The sequence below is a fragment of the Klebsiella sp. NPDC088457 genome, assembly GCF_044900465.1.
GTDB lineage: Bacteria > Pseudomonadota > Gammaproteobacteria > Enterobacterales > Enterobacteriaceae > Klebsiella.
Map to the genome: position 1 here is coordinate 1 of NZ_JBJDNH010000035.1, position 22,157 is coordinate 22,157.

26 protein-coding genes and 3 pseudogenes are annotated in these 22,157 nt (G+C 50.1%); 20 read left to right on the forward strand and 9 right to left on the reverse strand.

Annotation, left to right across the window (positions count from 1 at the left end; all coding sequences use genetic code 11):
- Nucleotides 1–149 precede the first annotated feature (149 nt).
- The 12 genes and pseudogenes from ACI2JR_RS20085 to ACI2JR_RS20140 all read left to right on the forward strand — a co-directional run.
- A pseudogene (locus ACI2JR_RS20085) lies at nt 150–362 on the forward strand (ash family protein); the annotation flags it as partial.
- Nucleotides 363–386: 24 nt separating this feature from the next.
- A complete protein-coding gene (locus tag ACI2JR_RS20090) occupies nt 387–581 on the forward strand; it encodes a host cell division inhibitor Icd-like protein (protein ID WP_004132556.1) in 195 nt (64 codons plus the stop codon).
- Nucleotides 578–805 (forward strand): hypothetical protein, encoded by a 228-nt coding sequence (locus ACI2JR_RS20095; RefSeq protein WP_004136110.1) that lies wholly within the window; start codon nt 578–580, stop codon nt 803–805. The genes ACI2JR_RS20090 and ACI2JR_RS20095 overlap by 4 nt, the downstream gene beginning before the upstream one ends.
- The gene (locus ACI2JR_RS20100; RefSeq protein WP_462479307.1) at nt 802–1,122 is read left to right on the forward strand and encodes a DUF5375 domain-containing protein; all 321 of its coding nucleotides are present in this window, start codon (nt 802–804) and stop codon (nt 1,120–1,122) included. The genes ACI2JR_RS20095 and ACI2JR_RS20100 overlap by 4 nt, the downstream gene beginning before the upstream one ends.
- Nucleotides 1,123–1,135: 13 nt before the next feature.
- Complete coding sequence (locus ACI2JR_RS20105) at nt 1,136–3,469, forward strand: primase-helicase zinc-binding domain-containing protein (protein ID WP_462479308.1); 2,334 nt, start codon at nt 1,136–1,138, stop codon at nt 3,467–3,469.
- A 280-nt stretch (nt 3,470–3,749) separates the two neighbouring features.
- On the forward strand, nt 3,750–4,358 hold the full coding sequence (locus tag ACI2JR_RS20110) for a hypothetical protein (protein ID WP_064171384.1): 609 nt from the start codon (nt 3,750–3,752) through the stop codon (nt 4,356–4,358).
- 1 nt (nt 4,359) lies between these two features.
- A complete protein-coding gene (locus tag ACI2JR_RS20115) occupies nt 4,360–5,346 on the forward strand; it encodes a DUF262 domain-containing protein (RefSeq protein ID WP_462479309.1) in 987 nt (328 codons plus the stop codon).
- A gap of 1,190 nt (nt 5,347–6,536) precedes the next feature.
- Nucleotides 6,537–7,058 carry a DUF2778 domain-containing protein gene (locus tag ACI2JR_RS20120; protein ID WP_462479310.1) on the forward strand — a complete coding sequence of 174 codons (522 nt, stop codon included), beginning with the start codon at nt 6,537–6,539 and terminating at the stop codon, nt 7,056–7,058.
- Nucleotides 7,033–7,269: a hypothetical protein gene (locus tag ACI2JR_RS20125; protein WP_462479311.1), complete on the forward strand. Its 237-nt coding sequence runs from the start codon at nt 7,033–7,035 to the stop codon at nt 7,267–7,269. Before ACI2JR_RS20120 ends, ACI2JR_RS20125 begins: the two co-directional genes overlap by 26 nt.
- Nucleotides 7,270–7,368: 99 nt before the next feature.
- Nucleotides 7,369–7,524 (forward strand): annotated as a pseudogene (locus tag ACI2JR_RS20130) (DUF2778 domain-containing protein); the annotation flags it as partial.
- A complete protein-coding gene (locus ACI2JR_RS20135; RefSeq protein ID WP_462479312.1) occupies nt 7,505–8,026 on the forward strand; it encodes a hypothetical protein in 522 nt (173 codons plus the stop codon). The pseudogene ACI2JR_RS20130 and the gene ACI2JR_RS20135, both read left to right, overlap by 20 nt.
- Before the next feature lies 1 nt (nt 8,027).
- On the forward strand, nt 8,028–8,513 hold the full coding sequence (locus tag ACI2JR_RS20140) for an Hcp family type VI secretion system effector (RefSeq protein ID WP_462479313.1): 486 nt from the start codon (nt 8,028–8,030) through the stop codon (nt 8,511–8,513).
- A 260-nt stretch (nt 8,514–8,773) separates the two neighbouring features.
- On the opposite strand, the gene symE is transcribed toward ACI2JR_RS20140, so the two are convergent.
- The gene (gene symE, locus ACI2JR_RS20145; RefSeq protein ID WP_462479314.1) at nt 8,774–9,106 is read right to left on the reverse strand and encodes an endoribonuclease SymE; all 333 of its coding nucleotides are present in this window, start codon (nt 9,104–9,106) and stop codon (nt 8,774–8,776) included.
- A 320-nt stretch (nt 9,107–9,426) separates the two neighbouring features.
- Nucleotides 9,427–9,672: a helix-turn-helix transcriptional regulator gene (locus tag ACI2JR_RS20150; RefSeq protein WP_032689680.1), complete on the reverse strand. Its 246-nt coding sequence runs from the start codon at nt 9,670–9,672 to the stop codon at nt 9,427–9,429.
- 125 nt (nt 9,673–9,797) lie between these two features.
- On the opposite strand from ACI2JR_RS20150, the gene ACI2JR_RS20155 reads away from it, so the two are divergent.
- Nucleotides 9,798–10,058: a helix-turn-helix domain-containing protein gene (locus ACI2JR_RS20155; RefSeq protein WP_132731582.1), complete on the forward strand. Its 261-nt coding sequence runs from the start codon at nt 9,798–9,800 to the stop codon at nt 10,056–10,058.
- Between the two features lie 123 nt (nt 10,059–10,181).
- Here ACI2JR_RS20155 and ACI2JR_RS20160 read toward each other — a convergent pair whose 3' ends face one another.
- Genes ACI2JR_RS20160 through ACI2JR_RS20175 form a run of 4 tightly spaced genes read right to left on the reverse strand, consistent with a single transcriptional unit; the run spans nt 10,182 to nt 13,093 of the window.
- Nucleotides 10,182–11,198 (reverse strand): Gfo/Idh/MocA family protein, encoded by a 1,017-nt coding sequence (locus tag ACI2JR_RS20160; RefSeq protein WP_462479329.1) that lies wholly within the window; start codon nt 11,196–11,198, stop codon nt 10,182–10,184.
- A 22-nt stretch (nt 11,199–11,220) separates the two neighbouring features.
- A complete protein-coding gene (locus ACI2JR_RS20165) occupies nt 11,221–12,201 on the reverse strand; it encodes a PTS glucitol/sorbitol transporter subunit IIB (RefSeq protein WP_132731581.1) in 981 nt (326 codons plus the stop codon).
- Nucleotides 12,198–12,569: a PTS glucitol/sorbitol transporter subunit IIA gene (locus ACI2JR_RS20170; protein ID WP_132731580.1), complete on the reverse strand. Its 372-nt coding sequence runs from the start codon at nt 12,567–12,569 to the stop codon at nt 12,198–12,200. Before ACI2JR_RS20170 ends, ACI2JR_RS20165 begins: the two co-directional genes overlap by 4 nt.
- Entirely contained in the window at nt 12,566–13,093 is a 528-nt protein-coding gene (locus ACI2JR_RS20175; RefSeq protein ID WP_047663899.1) for a PTS glucitol/sorbitol transporter subunit IIC, read from the reverse strand. The genes ACI2JR_RS20170 and ACI2JR_RS20175 overlap by 4 nt, the downstream gene beginning before the upstream one ends.
- A gap of 365 nt (nt 13,094–13,458) precedes the next feature.
- Between ACI2JR_RS20175 and ACI2JR_RS20180 the strand changes: the two genes are divergently transcribed.
- Both ACI2JR_RS20180 and ACI2JR_RS20185 read left to right on the forward strand, forming a co-directional pair.
- On the forward strand, nt 13,459–13,701 hold the full coding sequence (locus ACI2JR_RS20180; RefSeq protein ID WP_132731578.1) for a helix-turn-helix domain-containing protein: 243 nt from the start codon (nt 13,459–13,461) through the stop codon (nt 13,699–13,701).
- Nucleotides 13,702–13,837: 136 nt separating this feature from the next.
- The gene (locus ACI2JR_RS20185) at nt 13,838–14,068 is read left to right on the forward strand and encodes a helix-turn-helix domain-containing protein (protein ID WP_462479315.1); all 231 of its coding nucleotides are present in this window, start codon (nt 13,838–13,840) and stop codon (nt 14,066–14,068) included.
- 88 nt (nt 14,069–14,156) lie between these two features.
- Here ACI2JR_RS20185 and ACI2JR_RS20190 read toward each other — a convergent pair whose 3' ends face one another.
- Nucleotides 14,157–14,972, reverse strand: coding sequence for an IclR family transcriptional regulator (locus ACI2JR_RS20190; RefSeq protein WP_132731576.1), 816 nt, complete (start codon nt 14,970–14,972; stop codon nt 14,157–14,159).
- Between the two features lie 112 nt (nt 14,973–15,084).
- Here ACI2JR_RS20190 and ACI2JR_RS20195 point away from each other — a divergent pair, with 112 nt between their 5' ends.
- The 5 genes from ACI2JR_RS20195 to ACI2JR_RS20215 all read left to right on the forward strand — a co-directional run bounded on the left by ACI2JR_RS20195 (nt 15,085) and on the right by ACI2JR_RS20215 (nt 20,544).
- Nucleotides 15,085–15,927, forward strand: a complete 843-nt coding sequence (locus ACI2JR_RS20195; protein ID WP_132731575.1) for an IclR family transcriptional regulator — start codon at nt 15,085–15,087, stop codon at nt 15,925–15,927.
- A gap of 78 nt (nt 15,928–16,005) precedes the next feature.
- Complete coding sequence (locus tag ACI2JR_RS20200; RefSeq protein ID WP_132731574.1) at nt 16,006–17,190, forward strand: CaiB/BaiF CoA transferase family protein; 1,185 nt, start codon at nt 16,006–16,008, stop codon at nt 17,188–17,190.
- Nucleotides 17,191–17,196: 6 nt separating this feature from the next.
- A complete protein-coding gene (locus ACI2JR_RS20205; protein ID WP_132731573.1) occupies nt 17,197–17,964 on the forward strand; it encodes an enoyl-CoA hydratase/isomerase family protein in 768 nt (255 codons plus the stop codon).
- Nucleotides 17,965–18,036: 72 nt separating this feature from the next.
- Nucleotides 18,037–19,314 carry an MFS transporter gene (locus tag ACI2JR_RS20210; RefSeq protein ID WP_132731572.1) on the forward strand — a complete coding sequence of 426 codons (1,278 nt, stop codon included), beginning with the start codon at nt 18,037–18,039 and terminating at the stop codon, nt 19,312–19,314.
- A gap of 153 nt (nt 19,315–19,467) precedes the next feature.
- Nucleotides 19,468–20,544: a glycoside hydrolase family 88 protein gene (locus ACI2JR_RS20215; protein ID WP_132731571.1), complete on the forward strand. Its 1,077-nt coding sequence runs from the start codon at nt 19,468–19,470 to the stop codon at nt 20,542–20,544.
- Nucleotides 20,545–20,708: 164 nt separating this feature from the next.
- On the opposite strand, the pseudogene ACI2JR_RS20220 reads toward ACI2JR_RS20215, so the two are convergent.
- Both ACI2JR_RS20220 and ACI2JR_RS20225 read right to left on the reverse strand, forming a co-directional pair.
- A pseudogene (locus tag ACI2JR_RS20220) lies at nt 20,709–20,840 on the reverse strand (S-adenosylhomocysteine hydrolase); the annotation flags it as partial.
- Between the two features lie 96 nt (nt 20,841–20,936).
- Nucleotides 20,937–21,983 (reverse strand): LacI family DNA-binding transcriptional regulator, encoded by a 1,047-nt coding sequence (locus ACI2JR_RS20225; protein WP_132731570.1) that lies wholly within the window; start codon nt 21,981–21,983, stop codon nt 20,937–20,939.
- Between the last annotated feature and the right edge of the window lie 174 nt (nt 21,984–22,157).

The window sequence follows — 22,157 nt, forward strand, 5'->3', positions numbered from 1 at the left end:
ATCGCCGAACGCAACCGGGGCTATGACGCATGATGATGCCCGTTCCGCAAAAAGCCCCTTTTTCTGGCTTGCTTCCTTTCGCCGTTTCCAGGTATAGTTTTCTCGCTGTCGCAAAATCGGCAGCCGGGCGTAGGAACCCGTGTTTAACTATGGCGACACCAGACGCGCCTTGCGTCTTTTTTTGTGTCCGTGCCTTGATGCACCCATTCAATACACAGTGGCCTTTTCGCCATTGTGGGTATCGCGTAATGGTGGCTCAGGCGGGGCAGCCTTCGGGCTGGCCGGTTCTCATAGTTACCGGTATTCCTACCCCCGTCTGGGCTACCACCCATGAGCGTAGGAACTCCGGTGGTGGCTGTAACCAGCTAACTATGGAGGTTGCCCCTATGGCTACGACCCTCACCCCGTCACACCCGCAGTTTGTCTTTGTGTTTGCCGCCGTTCGCCGCGCAGACCGTCAGCCCCGTATCTGTATGCTCCGCGCCGTCGCCGGAGATGAACACGCCGCACGTCTTTCCCTCGTTCGCGATTATGTCCTCTCGTTTGCCGGGCGTCTGCCGGTGGCGGAGGTGCGCGCATGAAACAGCCCGCTATCACCGTCAAAGACCTCGAATGTCTGGAGCACCTGCGTAACGTCGGCCAGTTCGTCGGCGAGCTGATGCAGGTGCAGGACTGTACCTCCCTGCGTCGTGACCCGGCCCAGCAGTTACAGCTCACCTCCGTGATTTACCTCATGACCGCCCAGCTCGACGGCGTGGTCGAGCGCTGCAACCACCGCTGGTTCACCGGGGAGGGCAACGTATGAAAACGCCATTACCGCCCGTATTACGTGCCGCCCTGTATCGCCGCGCCGTGGCCTGTGCCTGGCTGAGACTGTGCGAACGTCAGCACCGCTATCCCCACCTCACCCTCGACGCGCTGGAAAGCGCCATCGCCGCCGAGCTGGAGGGCTTCTATCTGCGCCAGCACGGCGAGGAAAAAGGCCGCCTGATTGCCTGTGCATTACTGGAAGATTTGATGGAGGCCGGGCCGCTGAAAGCCGCCCCGTCGCTGTCCTTCCTCGGGCTCGCCGTGATGGATGAGCTCTGCGCCCGCCATATCACATCGCCTGTACTGCACTGAGGGAGAAAAAACCATGAAAATGAACGTAACGGATACGGTAAAACAGGCGTGCGGCCACTGGCCGCGCATTCTCCCGGCGCTGGGAATGAAGGTAATAAAAAACCGCCATCAGGCCTGTCCGGTATGCGGCGGCGCTGACCGGTTCCGCTTTGACGATAAAGAGGGGCGCGGCACATGGTTCTGTAACCAGTGCGGCGCCGGTGACGGCCTGAAACTGGTTGAGAAGGTGTTTGGCATATCGGCATCCGAGGCCGCCGGGAAGGTGAACGCCGTCACCGGGACGCTGCCGCCGGTAGCCCCGGAGGTGACAGCGGCCGCAGAGGCCGGAACGGAGACCGACCGTAAAGCGGCGGCCGCGCTGGCCGTCAGGCTGCTGGAGAAAACCCGCCCGGCCACCGGCAACGCCTACCTGACCCGCAAGGGATTTCCCGCCCGGGAATGTCTGACGCTGACCACGTCGCACAAAACCGGCGGCGTGGCCTACCGTGCCGGTGATGTGGTGGTGCCGCTGTATGATGAGTCCGGCACGCTGGTTAACCTCCAGCTTATTAATGCTGAGGGTCTCAAGCGCACCCTGAAAGGCGGGCAGGTCAAAGGGGCGTGCCATCTTATCGACGGACAGAAACAGGCGGGAAAACGCCTGTGGATAGCGGAGGGCTATGCGACGGCCCTTACCGTGCATCACCTGACCGGGGAAACCGTCATGGTGGCGCTGTCGTCCGTGAACCTTCTTTCTCTGGCGAGCCTTGCCCGCAGCAGGTACCCGGCCTGTCAGATTATCCTTGCCGCCGACCGTGACCTGAACGGCGACGGCCAGACTAAAGCCGCCGCGGCCGCAGCAGCCTGTGAGGGCGTTGTCGCCCTGCCGCCGGTGTTTGGTGACTGGAATGATGCGGTGATGCTGAAGGGGGAGGACGTGACGCGGAACGCCATTTATGCCGCCATCCGGCCAGCAGCACAAAGCCCCTTCGACACCATGAGCGAGGCGGAATTTACCGCCATGAGCGCCAGCGATAAGGCGATGCGGGTGCATGAGCATTACGGCGAAGCGCTGGCCGTGGACGCCAACGGCCAGCTCCTGTCCCGCTATGAAAATGGCATCTGGAAAGTGATTCCGCCGTCTGATTTTGCCCGCGACGTGGCCGGACTGTTTCAGCGCCTGCGCGCCCCGTTCTCATCGGGGAGAATTGCGTCGGTGGTGGAGACCCTGAAACTGATTATTCCGCAGCAGGATGCACCGGCACGCCGTCTGATTGGTTTTCGCAACGGGGTGCTCGACACCCAAAGCGGGATATTCAGCCCGCACAGTAAATCGCACTGGCTGCGCACCCTGTGCGACGTGGATTTTACCCCGCCGGTGGAGGGGGAAACGCTGGAAACCCACGCGCCTAACTTCTGGCGCTGGCTCGACCGGGCGGCCAGCAGCAACCCGACAAAACGTAATGTGATTCTGGCTGCGCTGTTTATGGTGCTGGCGAACCGCTACGACTGGCAGCTCTTTCTCGAAGTGACCGGCCCCGGCGGCAGCGGGAAAAGTATCCTCGCCGAAATTGCCACGATGCTGGCCGGAGAGGATAACGCCACGTCAGCCGCTATCGACACGCTGGAAGACCCGCGCAAGCGTGCCTCTCTGATTGGCTTCTCGCTCATTCGTCTGCCTGACCAGGAAAAATGGAGCGGTGACGGTGCCGGACTCAAGGCCATCACCGGCGGCGATGCGGTCTCCGTTGACCCGAAATACCAGAACCCGTATTCAACACATATTCCGGCGGTCATTCTGGCCGTGAACAATAACCCGATGCGCTTCACCGACCGCAGCGGCGGCGTGTCGCGTCGCCGGGTGATTATTCATTTCCCGGAGCAGATAGCCCCGGAGGAGCGCGACCCGCAGCTCAGGGATAAAATCGCCCGCGAGCTGGCCGTCATCGTGCGCCAGTTGATGCAGCAGTTCAGCGACCCGATGAGCGCCCGCGCCCTGCTCCAGTCGCAGCAGAACTCCGACGAAGCGCTCAGCATCAAGCGTGATGCTGACCCGACGTTTGATTTTTGCGGCTATCTGGAGGCACTGCCGGAGCCGGACGGGATGTATATGGGGAACGCCAACATTATCCCGCGTCAGCCGCGCCTCTACCTGTATCACGCCTATCTGGTGTACATGGAAGCCCACGGCTACCGGAACGCGCTCAGCCTGACCATGTTCGGCAAGGGGCTCTCAGCCATGCTGAAAGAGTACGGTCTGAATTATGAGAAGCGCCGCACAAATCAGGGCATGCAGACCAATCTCGCTCTCAGGGAGGAAAGCAACGCCGACTGGCTGCCGAAGTGCGACGAACCCACCGCGACATAACCTACCCGGACCGGCATTGCCGGTCTTTTTTTACCGGCACACCGGCCAGAGTGAACAGTAAAGTGTTCACTATTCACTGAGTGTTCACCAGATAACACAATGAAATTAAACAATAAAAACCCTGAGTGAACAGTGTGAACAGTTTTTCCAGAAAAAACTTTTTACCCTCAAAAGTGATCATACCGCTCAGGGCGTGAAGCAGACTTCCGTAGCAGTTGTTCATATGTTAATCTCTTATGAATCCAAAATGATAAAAAACGACATTCCCTAAAGGTAATCTATGGATTTAGATGCGTTTTTCCAGGATTTATATCAAATTGATTCTGATGAACTAATTACAGATTTCTGTCGTAAAAATATTTTACACGGAACCCCGTATGTGTTTTCATCAAATGATGGCGATTTTTATGAGTTCAGAAAGAGAATTGGTGATTTCTTTAAAATACCATTTTATGAAATTTACATCATGGGTTCTGCAAAATTAGGATTTAGCCCTTTTAAAAAGAAAGAATTTGATTATGACTCAGATATAGATGTTGCGTTAGTATCACCGATTTTATTTGAGAAAATAATGGGTGACATTTCTGAATTTCAAATGAGTTTCAGGAAAAACCGTAGTGCCGTTCAAGAAAGGGAACTTAAACAATACCACTTATTTCTTGAGTATGTTGCTATGGGCTGGATAAGGCCAGATAAACTGCCTGTTTCGTTCCAAATGAAAGAGTTTAAAGATAGTTGGTTTGATTTTTTTAGAAGTATATCTAATGGTAAATCCGAAGTTGGGAATTATCAAGTAACTGCTGGTGTTTTCAAAAGTTACAGTCATTTAGAGAAATACACAGTTTCGGGATTAAAAGATCTTAAAAACGTCCAAAGAATAGGCAGGTAATATGGTAGATCAAATAAAGGCATCAGTTACAAACCCTACAATTGCCGATATATATGAAAAAATTGACTCAAACAGACTGATTTTAGCACCAGATTTCCAGAGGAAGTTTGTATGGACTCAAGATCACCAAGAACAATTTCTAGATACCATATTAAATGGATATCCATTCCCTGAGGTATACGTTTGCCAAGGAGAAACTGATGTCAGAAAACTACGCACAACTCAAAAAATAATAGATGGTCAACAGAGATTAACAACCATAAAAAATTACATAGAAAATAATTTTTCAAAAGATTTAAAATTGGTTAAATCTTTTGATTCTCTCAATGAAGAGGAAAGGGGAAATTTCCTTTCTTATCAGATAGTTTTGCGGGATATTGGTAAAGTTGAAGATAGTTTGGTCAAGGAGATATTTCGTAGGATTAACCTAACTAAATTCAAACTTGAAGATATTGAAATACATAATGCGATTTATGACGGCCATTTCATCCGAACAGCTAAAGAGTTAGCTGAGCAGATTGATCTTACTCAATTCGGAGTTTATTACGAATCTGAAATGTCTAGAATGGCAGATGTTAATTTATTTTTATTAGTTATGTCTACCATTGAAAGAGACGGATATTTCCCAAGAGATAATGAACTGGAAAGATGCGTTGCAGAATTCAATGAAGAATATCCAAATGCATATAAAATGAAATCTTTGATTTTGAAGGTTATGTCTGAAATTAAGAGTTTTAACCTAGAAGCTGACTCTATCTGGTTCAGGAAGTCATGTTTCTTCACTATGATAGTTGAGTTATGCTGGGCAAAACAACTCCCTAGCGACATCGTTAAAAGATTAAATTCGCTAGATAACATTATAATGGGTAGCAAGCAAGATTTAACTAGTGATACTGGAAAATTTTATCGCGCAATGTATTCTGGAACTAATGATAGAAAATCAAGAGTTATTCGTTCTGAGGTATTCAGGAAATACATTTTAAATTAGCGAAAATCTTGGTTAGTATCTCAGCAGCAGTTGGAATATGGGAACTCTAACTAATCTACTATTTTTCTAAAAAAAGCTTTGCACCTACCCAGTGCAAGGCTTTTTTTTCAAAGTTCAAGGTTAATTATATTAACCGCCCCGTTCTAAACGGGGATTAAATTATATAATCAATCAAAAAAATAATTACCATTTATAATATAAAGTTTTTAAAAATAAAATTAATACGGCAATTTATTATTATACTTTTTATTCAATTTTAAAGGACACGGTGTCGCAGCTTTAAGTTCCGCTCTTCGCTCACTGCAAACTATAACGCTTGTACCTACGGTCTGTTGAGGTGAACAGTAAAGTGTTCACTGTTCACCGAGTATACACACGCTAACACCATGAAAATAAATAACAAAAATGCTCAGTGAACAGTGTGAACAGTTAAACCCAAAAAAACTTTTTACCCCCTCACCACCATCGTATTGCGGTGATGGTCGCCGGAAACATGCCAGAAACGCGCTGAGGTGAAGAGTTGACTGTTCACTCTTCACCAACTAATCACCACCAACCAACAGGAAAATAACAAGAAAAATACCGAGGTGAACCGTGAGAACATTTAAAAGCAACAAAACTTTCTTATGGTATTTGAGGTCCGGTTAGGATCCGGGTTTCGGATCCTAACCGAATGGGGCGTTAGTCTTTAATTAGATAGTAATATCAAACAGCTAAGTTTGATATGGTCGCAAAAATGGTTGGGGGCACAAAAGGGGGCATATAATTTTTGATTTATATATTATCTTTTTAATTTCATTAAGTTATGACATGATTTGAGTCCGGCCTTCGCACCTTTCCCATTTTTAAAAAATCAGCTCAGTGAAATATTTTACTTTTCTTGCATGCCCAATCTTACCTCATTCTTTCCCGCACAAAGGCAACTGTGAGTGTTAATGGCGTTAGACTGTTAGCTCACAGCTTGCGAGTATCTGCCTGGCTTAAACTCTGTCTGCATCTCAGCCAGATTCCTGAAGAGAACATGCATATCCTGATAAATTTCACTATTTGCCATAACCCATATATTACCGCCAGAAGCCGACCATCAAAAAAATAAGATTACTTTAAATAAAATCATAAAGTTAAAATGGACTGTCGGCTAAACAGCTTATACCCTAATCCGCATGTTATAAAATAGTATTGGGTGGTTTATGGCTCTACAAGGAAAGTTGATTTTGAACGGGGCAGACTATGCACCTTTCAACCTGTACGGCGTGGGCGTGTTCATGGCTTTTTCCGGTAATGGTGTTTACCGAAACAAAGGAGCGTGTGGAGCTGTAAAAGGGGATGGCCCGTTGCCTCCTAGAAAATATTGGATAGTTGATCGTGGTGCTGGCGGGTTCCTTTCAGGATTGAAAGCCAAAGGACAGGATACATGGAACAAGATTAGGCACGGCGCAGAGTTTGGACGTGATGAATGGTTTGCTCTGTATAAAGATGGTTGGGGCATTGAAGACGGAACCTGGATTAACGGTGTTCACCGTGAATTATTCCGGCTTCATCCTGGAACATTATCAGAGGGCTGCATAACTATTGCCCATAACTCCGACTTCGCACAAATTCGCAATGCATTGATGAACACATCGCTTATTCAGGTTCCGTGTATGCGTTCTCTTATGGCTCGTGGCTGGGTTGAGGTAGTGGCTAATGGCAACACCAACACTTGCCCGTAGATGGGGCGAAAGATTGCTAAAGACGGCTCTATTTCTGCTGACCGGTATGGCTGTGGGGATAATATTAGGCAATCCAGAAATTTACATTAATCATGCAATTGCATCAAAGATAAGTGACCTTGTTTACGACGATATTAACGCAGAAACCATGTATGACACTTATTTTTACCTTGATGTTCTGGCAGTAGTTATTATCACCACTGTTATTTAATAACGATGAAGTTGATCAGAAAAATAACGAGCAAATGAAATGTCAATCCCTCCGTACATGTGGCTAAAAGATGATGCCGGCGCAGACTGTAGTGACACGCTGTCAGAAGGTTGTATCACCCTTCCACATGATTCAGATTTTGCCATGTTACGCAATGCGTTACTGAGAACACAGCAGGTATATGTTCCTTGTATGAGTAAACTAAAGGCATACGGCACAATTGAAGTGATTGCCAATGGCAAAACATGCCCTTAGCTTGTTCATTAAGATAGCGCTGTTTTTTGTGGTTATGGCGATTGTCTCTAAGATAATTCCTTACGACGGTTTAGTCAGTTCAATCATTGGTCTTTTCGATTACCAAAGCGCCAGTAATTTTACTAGCTTCATACTAGGTGCACCTGATTTAGAGGTGTGGGAATCGTTACATATTTACTTCAGTATCCTGATTAATACCCTGATCAGTGTTCCTGTCATGAGTGCGATTATTACCGCTTACAGCGGCGTTACGCATAAGGTTAGTCCAACCAATCTCCCTGAGGATTGGATTTTATCCACACTGCGACGTTTAGCTAAGTTATTTGCGTTCACGTTGTTGTTCTGGATACTGTTCCGCTTTCTGCCTTACCAGGCTTTTCTCCCCGATGGAGAAAAATATTCAGATCTCATTATTACGGCAATCATCACTTTCAATTTTTTGCTAACGGTGGCTTGTTATCGGGTCATTATGAATAAAATCACAACTAAAAGGAGTTTGTAAAATGCCTGTTCCGGCTTATATGTGGCTTAAAGATGATGGCGGCGCAGATATTAAGGGATCTGTAGACGTTAAGGATCGTGAAGGGAGTATCGATATTATTGGTTTTAGTCACGGTTTGAACATTTCGGTGGACGGAGTCAATGGCAAGATCACTGGCAAGCGATCGCACTCTCCAATGATGATTGAAAAGGAGTTTGATAGTTCCAGCCCGTATCTATATAGCGCCGTATCTATGGGTCAGACGCTGAAAAGCGCGGAGATTCGCTGGTATCGCATTAACTATGCAGGGCAGGAAGAGTGCTATTTCATTATGACCCTTGAGGGCGTGAAGATTACAGGCGTGAATCCGGGTATGCCAAACGCTAAAATGGCCGGTAACTCGCAGATTAATCATATGGAATCTATTGCTCTTATGTACAATAGAATCACATGGCGCTATGTCGATGGTAACGTGCAGTATACCGACGACTGGAATGTGAGAGCGTAGCCGGATAGATAAGGGAGCGTGACGGCCCCTCAGCATGCTCACACGTACCGTAGGCTTGCGCGCCTCAGCGTTAACATGACATGGCCTTTCATAGCGATCGCCGCGCAAAAGCTCTTCTACTAAATTATTTCGCACATCCCGACCATACCTGATGTAATACCTTATTGAGGGTGGATGCGTTTGTCTTAAAATACTCTATTTCCCCCCGGAATAGCTAAAATGAAAAATAACCGCTCCTGACCTATCAGGAGCGGTATTTATTATGTTCTCGCGGCTTTCCCCGCAATCACCCCAATAAACTCCCGGATCTGCTTCTGCTTCCTCGCCGACAGCTTCTCCACCCGACGCATCGCTTCTTCCAGCTCCGGTTCCGGCTCTACCGCCGTCAGCACGATACATCCCGCCATCACCCGGGCTTCCACCTTTGTGCCCGTCGCGAACCCTGCGGCTTCCAGCCACTGGCCTTTCATCGTTAACGCCGGAATAGGGCTGTAATCCGGAAAACGGCTCACATAGCTCACGGTTAACTGGCGCTTATTTTTCGGCGACACTTCTGGATCGCATGAATCTGCAATACAATCGGTTTCAGTCATAATTGCTATTCCGTATAAATAGTGATTGTGATGAGCGATGCGGGTGTGTTGGCGCACATCCGCATCGCGCTAAATAACACCTGTAAATTTAGCCAGTAATAAAAACAAAGTCCAGCGGATAATAAAACTTAATCGGCACCTTCTGACTTATTTTAAGAACCGGGGATTATATTGAAGAGTGATCTTTACAGTGGAGAAATAGAGTGCATGAATGGATTTATTTCTTGCTGGTAATTAAATGAGTTAACGCTAAATATTATTAGCAACCATCGGGGAACAACGTCAGCCCATCCCCCATCCCGCGAATAAGCCCGCTCGCCTCAGCGCTGATACCAGCCCGCCACCACTTCCGCCAGATCGTCCTCAACCGTATAAAAATAACAGGCCGGGATTTTCAGCACTTCCGCCAGCCGGCAGGCCAGCGCGAAATCAGGGGTGTGGATCCCGCGTTCATACTGGTTCATCCGCGCGCTCGCCGTCGCCTCATCGATACCCGCGAGGATGCCCAGCTTCTGCTGGGAAAGCCCCGTTCTGAGGCGCGCTTCTTTTAAACGGTGCGGCAGCATGATGATCCTGAAAGGCTGGAGACAGAATCACGATTTTGGAAGCTGTTAGTTGAAAATGTACTAAGTATTACTTAGTGTGGTGGTGGGAATTTGCACGACTTCGCGAACGCAAAGGGATAAATGAGATGAACAGAACTGATATGCATCCGGCTGATATTATTGCGCAATTGAAAAAGCGCAACCTGTCGCTGGCGGCGGTGTCGCGCCAGGCGGGGCTGAGCTCGTCAACGCTGGCCAACACGCTGTCTCGCCCCTGGCCCAAGGGGGAGTTTTTAATTGCCCAGGCGCTGGGGATCGACCCTGCGGAAATCTGGCCGAGCCGCTATTTTGACCGGGAAGGTAATCCGATCGACAGGAAGAAACTGATTCGTTCGAAGTGTGAATGATTCGCACCCGCAGGCCTGATGTGGATAGCTATTCGCAGGGCAGGACATCCGGCCACCGGCTAACGCCGGTAGCCAGATGTATAAAGTGACAAGGAGAAGGGAACATCCCTGTTCCCGGAGCCCTTAAACCAGCAGCTCCGCCTGGCCGCTCAGCAGGCTTTTATGCGCCGTCTCGCAAATCCGGCTGGCCTGTAGCCCGTCGTCTGCGCTGGCGGCATAGGGGGTATCGGTCTGCACCGCTTTAATAAAGTCATTAATCGGGTCAATACCAAACCCGCTGGCGACGCCGTCGCGGTAGGTAATGAAGTAGCTGTTCGGGGTCTTAACCGTTTGCTGGCCGAAGATCTCCAGCCCGCGGTTTTGTGAATCGGAGCGGATCCAGGCGTTATCGCACAGCACCGCCATGCGCCCGTCGTTGTCTTTCGGGAAAGCGGCGGGCAGGACCCAGCTGTTTTCAATGACCCATGAACTGCCGTCCTCCATCAGCAGGGTGCTTTGCACGCTGTCCCAGGTGTCCAGCCCTTTACTCGCCAGCAGGCGTTTCTGCCCGACGGCGTAAACCGATTTCACCTCCTGCCCGCTGATATAGCGCACCATGTCGAAGCAGTGCGATCCGAGGAACCACACCGGCGAACTGTGCGCTGACCAGGCCAGCCAGTCGGTGGGAACGGCGATCACATCATCCATATTGATATAGCCGCGCAGGATCCTGCCGCTTTCCGCCTTCTGCACCTCCATGCGCACGCGGATCGCCGCCGGATCCCAGCGCTTGTGAAAATCGACGCCGACGGTTACCCCATGCTCCCTGGCGGCGGCAATAATCGCCTCGCAGTCGGCCACCGAGGTCGCCAGCGGTTTTTCAATCAGCACATGCTTACCGTGGGCAATGGCCTGCAGAGCCGGTTCCTTATGGAAAGGATCGGACGTCGCCACGGAAATGATATCCACCTGCTGTTCATCCAGCAGGGCGGACAGGCTGGCGTACCCGGCGATGCCCAGCTCATCCGTTACGGCATGGCAACGCTCCGTGTTGTTGTCGCAGACCGCGACCAGCTCCACGTCCGGGTTATGCAGATAGGCGTTGATATGGTGCTTGCCATAGATCCCCGCGCCGACAACGGCCACTTTTAACTTGCTCATCATGACGTTCCTTATATGTCTGTTAAAACAGTCCCAGAGAGAATGCCCAGCCAATCATCACGGCCAGCGGGCCGGTCAACTGGCGGGAAAGCAGGAAGGCCGGTACGCCGCTGGCGATGGTCTCCGGTTTGGCCTCCTGCATCGAGAGGCCGACGGGCACGAAGTCGCAGCCCACCTGTACGTTAATGGCGAACAGAGCGGGCAGGGCGAAAGCCGGCGAGATATTCCCCAACCCAATCTGGGTGCCAATCATCACCCCCACCACTTGGGTAATCGCCGCGCCGGGCCCGAGAATGGGCGACAGAAAGGGGATACCGCAGATCACCGACAGCAGCAGCAGTCCCCACAGCGAGTTCGCCATCGGCGTCAGAGCGTGGGCGATCACGTTGCCCAACGACGTGGCCTGGACGATGGCGATCAGCACGGAGACAAAGGCCATAAACGGGATCACCGTTCGCACCGACACGTCCACCGCCTCGCGGCTGGCGGCAAACAGCAGGGCGATCACGTGGCCGGTCTTATTGCCCAGCGTTTCCACCGCCAGAATCAGCTGATTGCCGAAGGTGGCGGGCGGCGGCGTCTGCGCGACCGGCGGGGCAGGCTCCACCGCAATCGTCTGCGGCTCATCCGGCATCGCGTCCGCCGCCACGCGGGTGATCTGCCCTTCATGCACGTCCGACACGTAGTTGCTGGCGTTAATAAACTGCGCCAGCGGCCCGGCCTGGCCGGTGGGCATCACGTTAATCGTCTTGATGCCTTTTTTCGGATACAGCCCGCAGCGCAGCGAGCCGCCGCAGTTGATCACCACGCACAGCGTCTCTTCATCCGGCGGAACGGCCTGAAAGCCGTTGATCACCTCCGATTGCGTGAGTTCGCCCAGCCGACGGGCGACGGGATGGATCTCCCGTCCGGTCAGCGACACCACCTTCAGGCCGCTGCCGATCGGCAGCCTCAGCCCGGTCCCGAACCCTTCGGCGCCGGGAGCTACGTTGATCAGGTTCATTGCGCACTCTCCTTAACGATCAGATCGCCCTGCAGCACCGCAAACGCAGGGACCTTGCCGGCAAGATGTACCGTGCCCTGATGGCGCGGCGCGCTGGCGCTATCGAACACCAGCGTCAGGTGCCCGAGCTCCAGCAGCGCCTGCAGGGCGTGGCTGCCAACGGCGGTGATGGGGTAGTCTTCGCCCCCGAGCGTGAACCGATCGCCCGCCCGTAGCCGGGCATGCTCGTGCTGAAAAACGGGCCGCAGGGCCAGGGCGTAATCCAGGCAGTCCGCCGGGCCGTCGGCGTGAAAGGTAATCAGCAGGTTATCCGCCAGGCCGTCCGCCACATGGGGGCCGACGCGTTCGATATGGGCCTGATAGATCATGCCGCACCTCCCGTCGCCTTATGGCGCAGGCGCAGGAACAGATATTCGGTGATCATGCCGCGCAGCAGGCCAATGATGATGGCGGCGGCGATATAGCGCAGCGCCAGTTCGGTCACCGGCAGGCCGAGGGTTTTGATCCCGGCGGCGACGCCCAGCCAGATGAACAGCTCCGAGGGCACCACGTGGGGGAACAGGCTGGTCAGCGGGTGGGCGGTGGTGCCCAGCGCGTCTTCATACCCGGGTTTGCTCTTTTCCGGCAGCAGCTTGCCGAGCGTTAGCGCGCCGGGGCTGCTCATAAAGAACCAGCCGAGGATCGGCAGCAGGCCATAGGTCAGGATCCGCGAGCGACCAAACAGCGTCGCTACCCGTTCCATGCGCCGCTGGCCGACCAGCTTCATCAGAAAGTTGATGGCGAGCAGCAGGCAAATCAGCATCGGAATGATCCCGCTCATCATGTCGAGAAAGACCTTCCCGGCGAGCTGGAAAATATTGATAAAGCTTTCAGCAAGGGTAACCAGAAACATGGCGACCTCCTTGCGTAGGGCGGGTTGGCAGTGCGACAGCGGTGGTGATTTTCATAAGTAAAGTTCCCTGTGTTGGTTAAGGTTACAAACGAAATTCATTGTTTTTAGCGGGCTTATATTTGTCTTCTTCTGGAAACTGAAGGCGGCGGTCCTGACTATGCCCCTGAGTCACGCAGCGGCCAGAATCCCAAGGTTTCACCCGGAGTAAATTAGCTGGCGGTTATTTCTCGTCGGTCATGGGCGCTGAGCTATCGTGATGCGTTCTGATTGTTATTGGATATTGTTGGATAATTTATTATCCCGTTTTGGGATATTTATGGAAGCGATCGATATTCGATTTTGGGATATCGATCGAGAAAAATGACATGTCTTCTATTTATTCTGATGAATATCAATCGGTTATAAAAATATTACGTGCTGCGAGAAAAGAGAAGGGGCTAACTCAGGTCAAGCTGGCCCAGGCGCTGGGGCGCCCACAGTCATTTGTCGCCAAAATGGAGAATGGTGAGAGGAGATTAGATGTCGTGGAATTCGCGCATATTGCTGCCTTGCTATCCATTGATCCGGTCAATGTATTAAATATCATTATGTCAAAATACGAATCATAAGATCTGAGTGGCTTTGCTGGTCTTAAAATCATTTGTGCTGACGGGGCAATATTTGCGTACTGCTGCCAATCTATTTATCCCCTTATGCAAATTGGTCATCCGCGGCCTGACAGGTTAAAAGCATCATATTATTTATATGAATGACTCCTCCTCAGATTCAGGCTCTCTGGAGGGGCGCATTAAAAAGCTCAGATTGCAATCTGGCCCGTCCCAGGAGGCATTTGCGGACAAGTACGGGCTTGATCGCGCTCACATCAACGGCATCGAGTGCGGACTCAGAAACTCAACCCTCGAGGTGATTAATGTTCTGGCGAAAGGTCCGGAAGTGGGGAGCTTATTCCACTTTGATATAGATCGAAAAAAATGACATGCCTTCGATTAGATGACGGGTTCTCACCCCATCATTGGAGCCGCCAGCTGATCCTTAACCGATCGGCATTACGTAACCATGCGGATTAATATAAGGCGGCGGCGTGCGTGGTGTTATTACCGAGCAGTCTGGCAATCTCAAGGCGCGTGTCCTGGAGCGCAGGCAAGTATTGGCGGATGCGTGCATCGGTCATATGGTTCACGGTTCCGGAAATACAGATCGCTAGCGGAGCGCTGTTAGCTGCGGTGAGCAGCGGAATGGCGATACCACGTAATCCCTTTTCCGCTTCCTCATCGTCAATAGCATAACCCGCCTGCGCCACCGTTTGTAGTTGTTGCAGTAATTCGCTACGAGTCGCAATAGTCTGCGGAGTTCGTGTCAGCAATGTTTCTTGTGGATAGAGTTCCATCAGGCGAGGAACAGGCAGAGTGGCGAGCATGCATTTGCCGGTTGAGGTGCAATGGGCTGGCATACGCAGACCTTCCGCAATGGAAAAACCATAAAAATCTTGTGTGGTGACGCGTGAGAGATAAATCACTTCGGCGTCGGTTAAGGTAGCGAGCTGCACCGTTTCTTCCACCTGCTCGCTGAGCTTTTTCATCCATGGCAGGACCACAGCGTGCGTGACAATACGCGACTGATACAGCATACCCAGCTCGTAATTAATATGTCCGAGCGAGTAAAGCCTTGATTTTGCATCCTGTTGTAGAAGTTTTTCCTCCTCAAGCGTTTTTACCAACCCGTGCACTGTCGTTTTGCTCAGGTTCATCAGAAGGGCTATTTGCGCGATCGACAGTTTTTCGTGTTCGCGAAACAGTTTTAAAATAGCGGATGCTCTGCTAACGCTCTGTATGGACATTTTAACCTCCCAGTTAGCGGGATATAGTAGCAAAGTTGCCATCAGTTTAATCCCCTTAATCACCACTGTGTGTCCTATCTACTGATATGCGTTTGGCAGTAAAATTCTGTCTCTCGTTGTTGGTCAGTTTTGATCGACATCACAAAAATTTATCATGGCTGGCGAAATTTCTGGCTTTTTTATGCACTGTCCATTAAATGATCAATTCGACATTGTTGAACGAGGTTCAGAACGCAAGCGGATGAATAAAACCATTGAACGGACGGTTCAGATTCTGGAGTTCATAGCAAAAAGTCGCGAACCCGTCACCATGGCGGAGGTGCGAAACGCACTGGGGCTACCGAAAAGTAGCGCGTCGGATATTTTTAATTCATTGCTGGATTTGGCTATTTTACGATTGGACGATCGCGGCTATGCGACGCTAACCGCCGGAGCACGCTTTTATGACATCAGCGCCGGATTTATCGCAAAAAACGATCTGATTTCCGTCAGTAATGACGTGTGTGTCGGGTTAGCAAAAGAGACTGGCAAATTGGTTTGTCTGTCACTGTTTAATGATAATGAAATTGTGTTACTGGAGAAAATTAGTGGCAGTGATATTGTTCAGCCGCAGTTGAATGGCTTGCCGAAATTTTCTCTTAGCCAGAGCGCCAGCGGTAAGGCGATTTTAGCCGCAAGTAGCCGCAGACAAATACGGCAATTACTGCCTGGTGCGCAGGAAGCGGATCTGTACTCTGAACTGATGCAAGTATCCCGCGATGGCTATGCGATAAGCCATGAACTGCCTGATTTATCAACCATCGCGGCGCCAGTACTTCAATCAATCGGCGACCCGCTGGCGGCGATCTGTATCATTGATTTTGATTTCCGATTGGATAGCGAAGAGCAAAGACGGTTAGGTGAGAAAATTGCGGCAGCGGCGCTAACCGCTTCCCGGCAAATTGGTTTTAAAGGGCAGAGTCTGTTCCAGGATCCGCAAGTCTTTCGTCATAACTAAAGGATGGCCGTCAGGACGGCCTTTTTTAGAATCATTATTATGAACTTCGTTCGACAATGTCGAATATGTGAGGTGGCTATGCTAGAAGGTGTGAAAGTTCTTAGTTTTACTCATTACTTACAGGGGCCTTCTGCAGCGCAGATGTTGGCAGATTTAGGCGCTGATGTTGTGAAAGTGGAATCACCGAAAGGGGCCTATGAGCGTTCCTGGTCCGGTTGTGACACCTATGTCAATGGGGTCAGCGTGTTTTTCCTGTTGGCAAATCGCAATCAGCGCGGTATGGCAATAGATCTCAAGTCAGAAAGTGGGAAGCAGATTATTTACGATCTGCTAAGTCAATACGATGTGATCATCGAAAATTTTAAACCTGGCGTAATGGATCGGTTGGGGCTGGGCTATGAGGAAGTTAAAAAGGTTAATCCGCGCATCGTGTACTGTTCCTGTACCGGCTATGGTTCTGCTGGTCCTAAGGCTAAAGAACCGGGGCAAGATTTAATGGCGCAGAGTATTAGCGGACTGGCGGCCTTAAACGGACCTGGCTCCCATCCGCCGATGCCTGTGGGGACCGCTATTGTCGATCAGCATGGTGCAGCATTGGCTGCGCTTGGAATTATCGCGGCGATCTTCAATCGGGAAAAAAGCGGCAAGGGACATAAAGTCGACGCGTGTTTACTGCATTCGGCGCTCGATCTGCAAATCGAACCATTGAATTATTTTCTCAACGGCGGCCAGTTAACGCCACGGGCAGATAGCGGTTTATCCAGCCGTTTTCATCAAAGCCCGTATGGTATTTACGCCACGCGTGATGGCTATATTTCTCTCTCGCTAACGCCATTTGAACGTTTAAAGTCGGTGTTCAGTCCACAGGCGCTAGCCGGTTTTACCGCCCAGGATCAAATGCGCCAGCGGATAGATTTTGATGCATGCGTTGCGACTGAAATGTGCACTAAAACTACGGCGGAATGGACGGCGTTATTTAAACAGGAAGGTATTTGGCATGCTCCGGTGAATGAATACCCCCAAGTGGTCGAAGATGAACAGGTGCAATTCAACGAGGTCTTTTTGACTATGGATCATCCGGTTGCTGGTAGGGTGCGCGTTTTAGGGCATCCCAATCATTACGATGGCAAGCCATTGCCGCTACGACGGTTACCGCCCGAACTGGGAGAGCACAGCGAAGAAGTGCTGCTCGAACTGGGCTATTCGGCAGAAAAGGTCGCCGAGCTGTTGGCGAATAATGTTATTACTACCCACCAGGAGTAAATATTTATGTTACTGATCAATTGTGAGAGGCAGGGTGCGGTTGCAGTTGTCACACTGAATAATCCGCCGTTAAATCTGGTCACGCTTTCGTTATCAAAACAATTACGTGCAACTTTGCAGTCTCTGGATGCCGATGATGAGGTTCGGGTCATCGTTTTAACCGGTTCGGGTCACAAAGCATTCTGTGTGGGCTCGGATATTAAGGAGTTTCCTGAGGTCTGGGATAACGTAATTGAAAAGAAACTCCAGAAAGAGAATGAAACTTTTAATACTATTGAGTTTTTGAATAAGCCGGTGATTGCTGCTATGGAAGGCGTCGTTTGCGGCGGTGGCTTCGAAATGGCAATGGCCTGTGATTTACGGGTTTTATCCGACAGCGGAAAAATAGCATTACCTGAAATTAATCTCGGTGTGTTTCCCGGTAGTGGGGGATTATTTCGGTTGCCAAAACTTATCGGCGCGGCGCGAGCGGTGGAACTGATGATGACCGGAACATTTGTTGAAGCGCAACAATGCATCGCATGGGGTATGGTCAATCGTCTGGCGCCTGCCGGGACAGTGTTAGAGGCAGCGGTCAGTTTAGCGCAAGAAATTGCATTAAAACCACGAGAAGCAATTAAATTAATTAAGCGAGGGGTGCGTGAGATTGGTATGCAACCTACTGAGCAATGCTTCCTGCAGAATTTGCGCTTTAGTGAAAATATTTTCCGTACGGTTGATTGTGCGGAGGGTGTTGCTGCTTTCCTGGAAAAAAGGGAGGCGAAATTCTTATAAAAAAACATCGGCAAAATAATCATCTCGATAAAAAATATAACGATCCTCTTAAATTCAATTGAGGTTAGCAAGATGAATACATTACCTGTACGCCGTTGGCTATATATTATGCCAACGATTTTTATCACCTACAGTTTGTCTTATCTCGATAAAGCAAACTACAGCTTTGCTTCGGCTGCCGGGATCGGCGATGACCTGGGAATTGACCCTTCAATGGCTTCATTGATTGGCGCGTTGTTTTTTCTGGGCTATTTTACCTTACAAATTCCGGGAGGAATGTTGGCGGAAAAATGGAGCGTGCGTAAATTACTGACCTGGAGTTTGGTTATCTGGGGGCTTTGCGCGACATTGACCGGCCTGGTTACTAACGTCACCTCGTTGATTATAATCCGTTTTATGCTTGGGGTGGTGGAAGCCATCGTAACGCCCTGTTTGCTGATTTTGGTTTCCCGCTGGTTTAGTCATTCCGAAAGGTCCAGGGCTAATACCCTGTTTTTGTTAGGCAATCCTGTGACAGTGTTGTGGATGTCCATTCTCTCGGGCTGGTTAGTCGAGCGTTGGGGATGGCGCCATATGTTCGTCATTGAAGGGATCCCGGCAGTGCTGTGGGCGGTGGTCTGGTGGTACGTGATCCGCGATAAACCCGAGCAGGCCGACTGGTTAAGCGCCGAAGAAAAAACGGCAATCAACCAGGCGCTGGAGAATGAGCAAAAAAGTAAAGAAGTCATGACCAGCTGGCGTGAAGTTTTCCGTTCTGCCAATGTGATCAAACTGGCGGGCTGGATGTTTTTCCAGAGCATTGGTTTTTATGGTTTTTTAATGTGGTTGCCGTCAATTTTACATTCCGGGGCGATCTCAATGTCTGAAACCGGATTGCTCTCAGCCTTACCTTATGGTTTGGCCGCTATTTTCATGTTAATTGCAGCCTGGCTGAGTGATAAGTATCAAAAACGCGTAGCATTTGTCGCCTGGCCTATTTTTATTGCCGCCTGCTGTTTCTTAGCGCTGGCGCTGCTCGGCAATACGCATTTTTGGGTTTCTTATCTGTTGCTGGTCATCACGGGGATTTGCCTGTATGTTCCATTCGGCCCTTTTTTCGCCTTGGTACATGATGTATTACCCACTTCGATGGTGGGGGGCGCAGGGGGGATGATCAATAGCATGGCCGCGGTGGGGGCCTTTATTGGGTCTTATTTAGTTGGGATGCTGAATGGTATTACACATTCAACAAACTCCTCTTATTATTTGATGGCGGTAAGCTTAGCGATTTCGGTAATTTTCGGCCTCTCGATTAAGCAAAAAAAAGTCGTTGACGGCGAGTCATTACGGCATCGATCCGGAGTGGCGTAATAATGCAAATATAATGCGTCATTGATGTCCGCTAAGTGAATATCAATCATTGCATGACAAATATCGTTAAGCGCTCTATTTATTTTTATCAGGCTACTTTACTAAAGCAGTTCGAGTCTGTATGTCTAAATATTCGGACTGAATGAGGATTCTATGAATTGGTTATCTGATGCGATTAATAAGTGTCTTGCTAAAACGCATGTAAATGCGCAGAAGTTTACTAACTTTCCACATATTACTGAACGAGGTAAATATGTCTTTACGTCGGATGGCGTGTGGACTGGCGGTTTTTGGAGCGGTATTCTTTGGTTGGCTTACCAGCGTAATCCGTCGCCAGCATTATTAACCGTTGCCACACATTTTACCGAGCGCTTACTGCCGAGAGCCAACGATCGACACAATCATGATTTGGGCTTTATGTTTTATCCGAGCGCAATAGCTGGATGGCGACTCACCCATCAGGCGCACTATAAACAAGCCGCGCTAACGGCGGCAAGCAGCCTCGCGGCACAATTTAATCAGCGTGCCGGGTTTATTCCTGGATGGGGCTTTTTTGGCGGAGAAGAATGGTCTACCTCAGTCCTGATCGATACATTAATGAATCTTCCGCTATTGGCCTGGGCGGTAAAGAACGGGGGAGATCCTGCATTATTAGCGGTTATTGAACGACATACCACAAAAGCGCTTTCACATCATTTACGAGCGAACGGTTCAGTTTTTCATGTCTATCATTTCACTGAGGAGGGAACAGGCGTTCGTGGTGATACTTACCAGGGGCTTTCGGCGGACAGCGCCTGGGCTCGTGGGCAGGGGTGGGCGATTACCGGTTTAGCCCTGCTGGCCGATGCGTTGCATAATCATATTTATCTGGAAACGGCAGAAAAAGTTGCCGAATTTATTTTGTCGCATCTACCAACCGACCATATACCTTTCTGGGATTATGACGACCAGCGGCCTGATGCGCCAAAAGATGCGTCAGCTGGAGCCATCAGCGCATATGGCTTGCTACGTTTATATCGGTTGACCGGGAAAGAGCGATATAAAACCGCAGCTCGGACGATCCTTCAGGCATTGGCCGCCTGTTGTATTGTTGAGGACAATGAAGGTCTGTTGGCACATTCGACCGCCGATCTGCCGCATGGTCTGGGAATCGATCAGGCGACGGGCTATGGCGATTATTATTTTCTCAAGGCGTTGTATGCCTTAGAAACGATATCAACAGATAGTTAAGTTATCTGATTAATAAACGTACTGATTGGCGTGCCGGCCTGGCTATTTTTATCAAGTGAGGCGGTACGCTAGCTTTTATCACTGGTGATGAAATTACATATTTAAAAATATTCTCCTCAAGCGCCAAGAAAGGCAAATCTACCCAGAGGCTATTATCATTGAGCTAATTTCAGACGTTCCAGTGCCTCAATCACTACCGCAGCAGAGCCACCGGGAGCGGCAGGCATCACCTTCGCGCTAATCGCATTTTGCCGCGCTTTGGGATAGACGCCATAGCCTATTTTCAACTGCTGCCCTGCCTTTAGGTGTTCACACAGCGCTCTGTTGGTTTTTGTCGCCAGCAAGATCTGAATCGCCATGGCTGTCGGGAAGCGGTTGACCATTCAGCAGATTCAATCTTTGCTGACGACTTTTACCTTTCCTGTCGAGGAACGAATCTGCAAGTTGGGCCGGATGACCAGATGGCTGACGGGTTTCTCTGGCGATTCAATGCGCTGCAAGATCTGCTTCGCGGCATGCTGTCCCAGCGACAGCGGATCGATAGCAATTGTTGTCAGCGGCGGGTTGCTGTAGGCGCCAGCCGAAACGCCATCATGACCAATAAGCGAAATATCCTGCCCGGCCTTGAGGTTGAGTTCTCCCAACGCGGAGATCGCGCCGAATGCCATCAAGTCGTTGTAATACAGAACAGCGGTAGGGGGTTCCGGCAGTTTCATCAGGCTTAGCATCATCTGGTAACCATTTGCGCGGGTGGGTTCACAGCGGTAGTTATTCTCGTTGTCATCCCAGGGTTCGAGGCCGTGATGACGCATCGCCTGGACGTAGCCGGTAAAACGGGCGTGGCTGGAAAGTCCCCCAATAAATGCGATACGAGAGTGGCCATTCATAATGAGGTGTTCTGTCGCTTCCAGCATGCCTGACACGCTATCAACTCCGACATAATCGACCGAAATCTGCTTAAATTCCATGGGGCGCATAGCAATCAGAAGCGGTGTCCGGCTTTTGACGTACCGCAGCAAATCCTCTTCTTTCGTACCGTTGACCGGAAACAAAACCAACCCCGCCACGTGGTGTTCAAGCAACGCGTCCAGAACGTGTTTTTGTCTGTCCTGCTGCTGGGAGGTATTGGCCATCATTGTGATAAAACCATGCTCGGCCAGGGTCGTTTCAAGGCCCATGGTGAATTCGGCAAAAAACGGGTTGGTGAGATCATCAATGACAACGCCCACTGTCTGGGAATGACGGGAGCGTAAACTGGCTGCCGAACGGTTATAGACATAACCCAGGGCGTCCATCGCCTCCTGCACCCGATGACGTGTTTCTGCTTTAATCAACTCGCTCTGATTCAATACCAGAGAAACGGTGGACTTAGAAACGCCAGCCTCACGGGCAACATCGGACAATGTGATACGCCGATGTTCAGAAGGTCTCGTTGACATTTTTCTCCCTGCGGTGCTCATAAAAGACGGTTTCCGATTGGTCTTAGCAACCTTATCACAGTTTCTGTTTCTGCCATGATTTCCGTTTTTCTCTGTAATGTGCAGTAAGTCGCAAATCTGAGCCATTCAGGTTGATGGAAATCTTTATCCCGAGTATTAATTCATCAAATTTAG

Coding starts and splice junctions, on each gene's coding strand:
- ACI2JR_RS20095 (WP_004136110.1), top strand. CDS start 578: ATGAAACAGCCCGCTATCACCGTCAAAGACCTCGAATGTCTGGAGCAC.
- ACI2JR_RS20165 (WP_132731581.1), bottom strand. CDS start 12,201: ATGAACCTGATCAACGTAGCTCCCGGCGCCGAAGGGTTCGGGACCGGG.
- ACI2JR_RS20205 (WP_132731573.1), top strand. CDS start 17,197: ATGTTACTGATCAATTGTGAGAGGCAGGGTGCGGTTGCAGTTGTCACA.
- ACI2JR_RS20135 (WP_462479312.1), top strand. CDS start 7,505: ATGGCAAAACATGCCCTTAGCTTGTTCATTAAGATAGCGCTGTTTTTT.
- ACI2JR_RS20110 (WP_064171384.1), top strand. CDS start 3,750: ATGGATTTAGATGCGTTTTTCCAGGATTTATATCAAATTGATTCTGAT.
- ACI2JR_RS20105 (WP_462479308.1), top strand. CDS start 1,136: ATGAAAATGAACGTAACGGATACGGTAAAACAGGCGTGCGGCCACTGG.
- ACI2JR_RS20210 (WP_132731572.1), top strand. CDS start 18,037: ATGAATACATTACCTGTACGCCGTTGGCTATATATTATGCCAACGATT.
- ACI2JR_RS20100 (WP_462479307.1), top strand. CDS start 802: ATGAAAACGCCATTACCGCCCGTATTACGTGCCGCCCTGTATCGCCGC.
- ACI2JR_RS20150 (WP_032689680.1), bottom strand. CDS start 9,672: ATGCTGCCGCACCGTTTAAAAGAAGCGCGCCTCAGAACGGGGCTTTCC.
- ACI2JR_RS20225 (WP_132731570.1), bottom strand. CDS start 21,983: ATGTCAACGAGACCTTCTGAACATCGGCGTATCACATTGTCCGATGTT.
- ACI2JR_RS20170 (WP_132731580.1), bottom strand. CDS start 12,569: ATGATCTATCAGGCCCATATCGAACGCGTCGGCCCCCATGTGGCGGAC.
- ACI2JR_RS20200 (WP_132731574.1), top strand. CDS start 16,006: ATGCTAGAAGGTGTGAAAGTTCTTAGTTTTACTCATTACTTACAGGGG.
- ACI2JR_RS20175 (WP_047663899.1), bottom strand. CDS start 13,093: ATGTTTCTGGTTACCCTTGCTGAAAGCTTTATCAATATTTTCCAGCTC.
- ACI2JR_RS20090 (WP_004132556.1), top strand. CDS start 387: ATGGCTACGACCCTCACCCCGTCACACCCGCAGTTTGTCTTTGTGTTT.
- ACI2JR_RS20195 (WP_132731575.1), top strand. CDS start 15,085: ATGGCTGGCGAAATTTCTGGCTTTTTTATGCACTGTCCATTAAATGAT.
- ACI2JR_RS20115 (WP_462479309.1), top strand. CDS start 4,360: ATGGTAGATCAAATAAAGGCATCAGTTACAAACCCTACAATTGCCGAT.
- ACI2JR_RS20155 (WP_132731582.1), top strand. CDS start 9,798: ATGAACAGAACTGATATGCATCCGGCTGATATTATTGCGCAATTGAAA.
- ACI2JR_RS20160 (WP_462479329.1), bottom strand. CDS start 11,198: ATGAGCAAGTTAAAAGTGGCCGTTGTCGGCGCGGGGATCTATGGCAAG.
- ACI2JR_RS20120 (WP_462479310.1), top strand. CDS start 6,537: ATGGCTCTACAAGGAAAGTTGATTTTGAACGGGGCAGACTATGCACCT.
- ACI2JR_RS20190 (WP_132731576.1), bottom strand. CDS start 14,972: ATGGCAACTTTGCTACTATATCCCGCTAACTGGGAGGTTAAAATGTCC.
- ACI2JR_RS20185 (WP_462479315.1), top strand. CDS start 13,838: ATGAATGACTCCTCCTCAGATTCAGGCTCTCTGGAGGGGCGCATTAAA.
- ACI2JR_RS20215 (WP_132731571.1), top strand. CDS start 19,468: ATGAATTGGTTATCTGATGCGATTAATAAGTGTCTTGCTAAAACGCAT.
- symE (WP_462479314.1), bottom strand. CDS start 9,106: ATGACTGAAACCGATTGTATTGCAGATTCATGCGATCCAGAAGTGTCG.
- ACI2JR_RS20180 (WP_132731578.1), top strand. CDS start 13,459: ATGTCTTCTATTTATTCTGATGAATATCAATCGGTTATAAAAATATTA.
- ACI2JR_RS20140 (WP_462479313.1), top strand. CDS start 8,028: ATGCCTGTTCCGGCTTATATGTGGCTTAAAGATGATGGCGGCGCAGAT.
- ACI2JR_RS20125 (WP_462479311.1), top strand. CDS start 7,033: ATGGCAACACCAACACTTGCCCGTAGATGGGGCGAAAGATTGCTAAAG.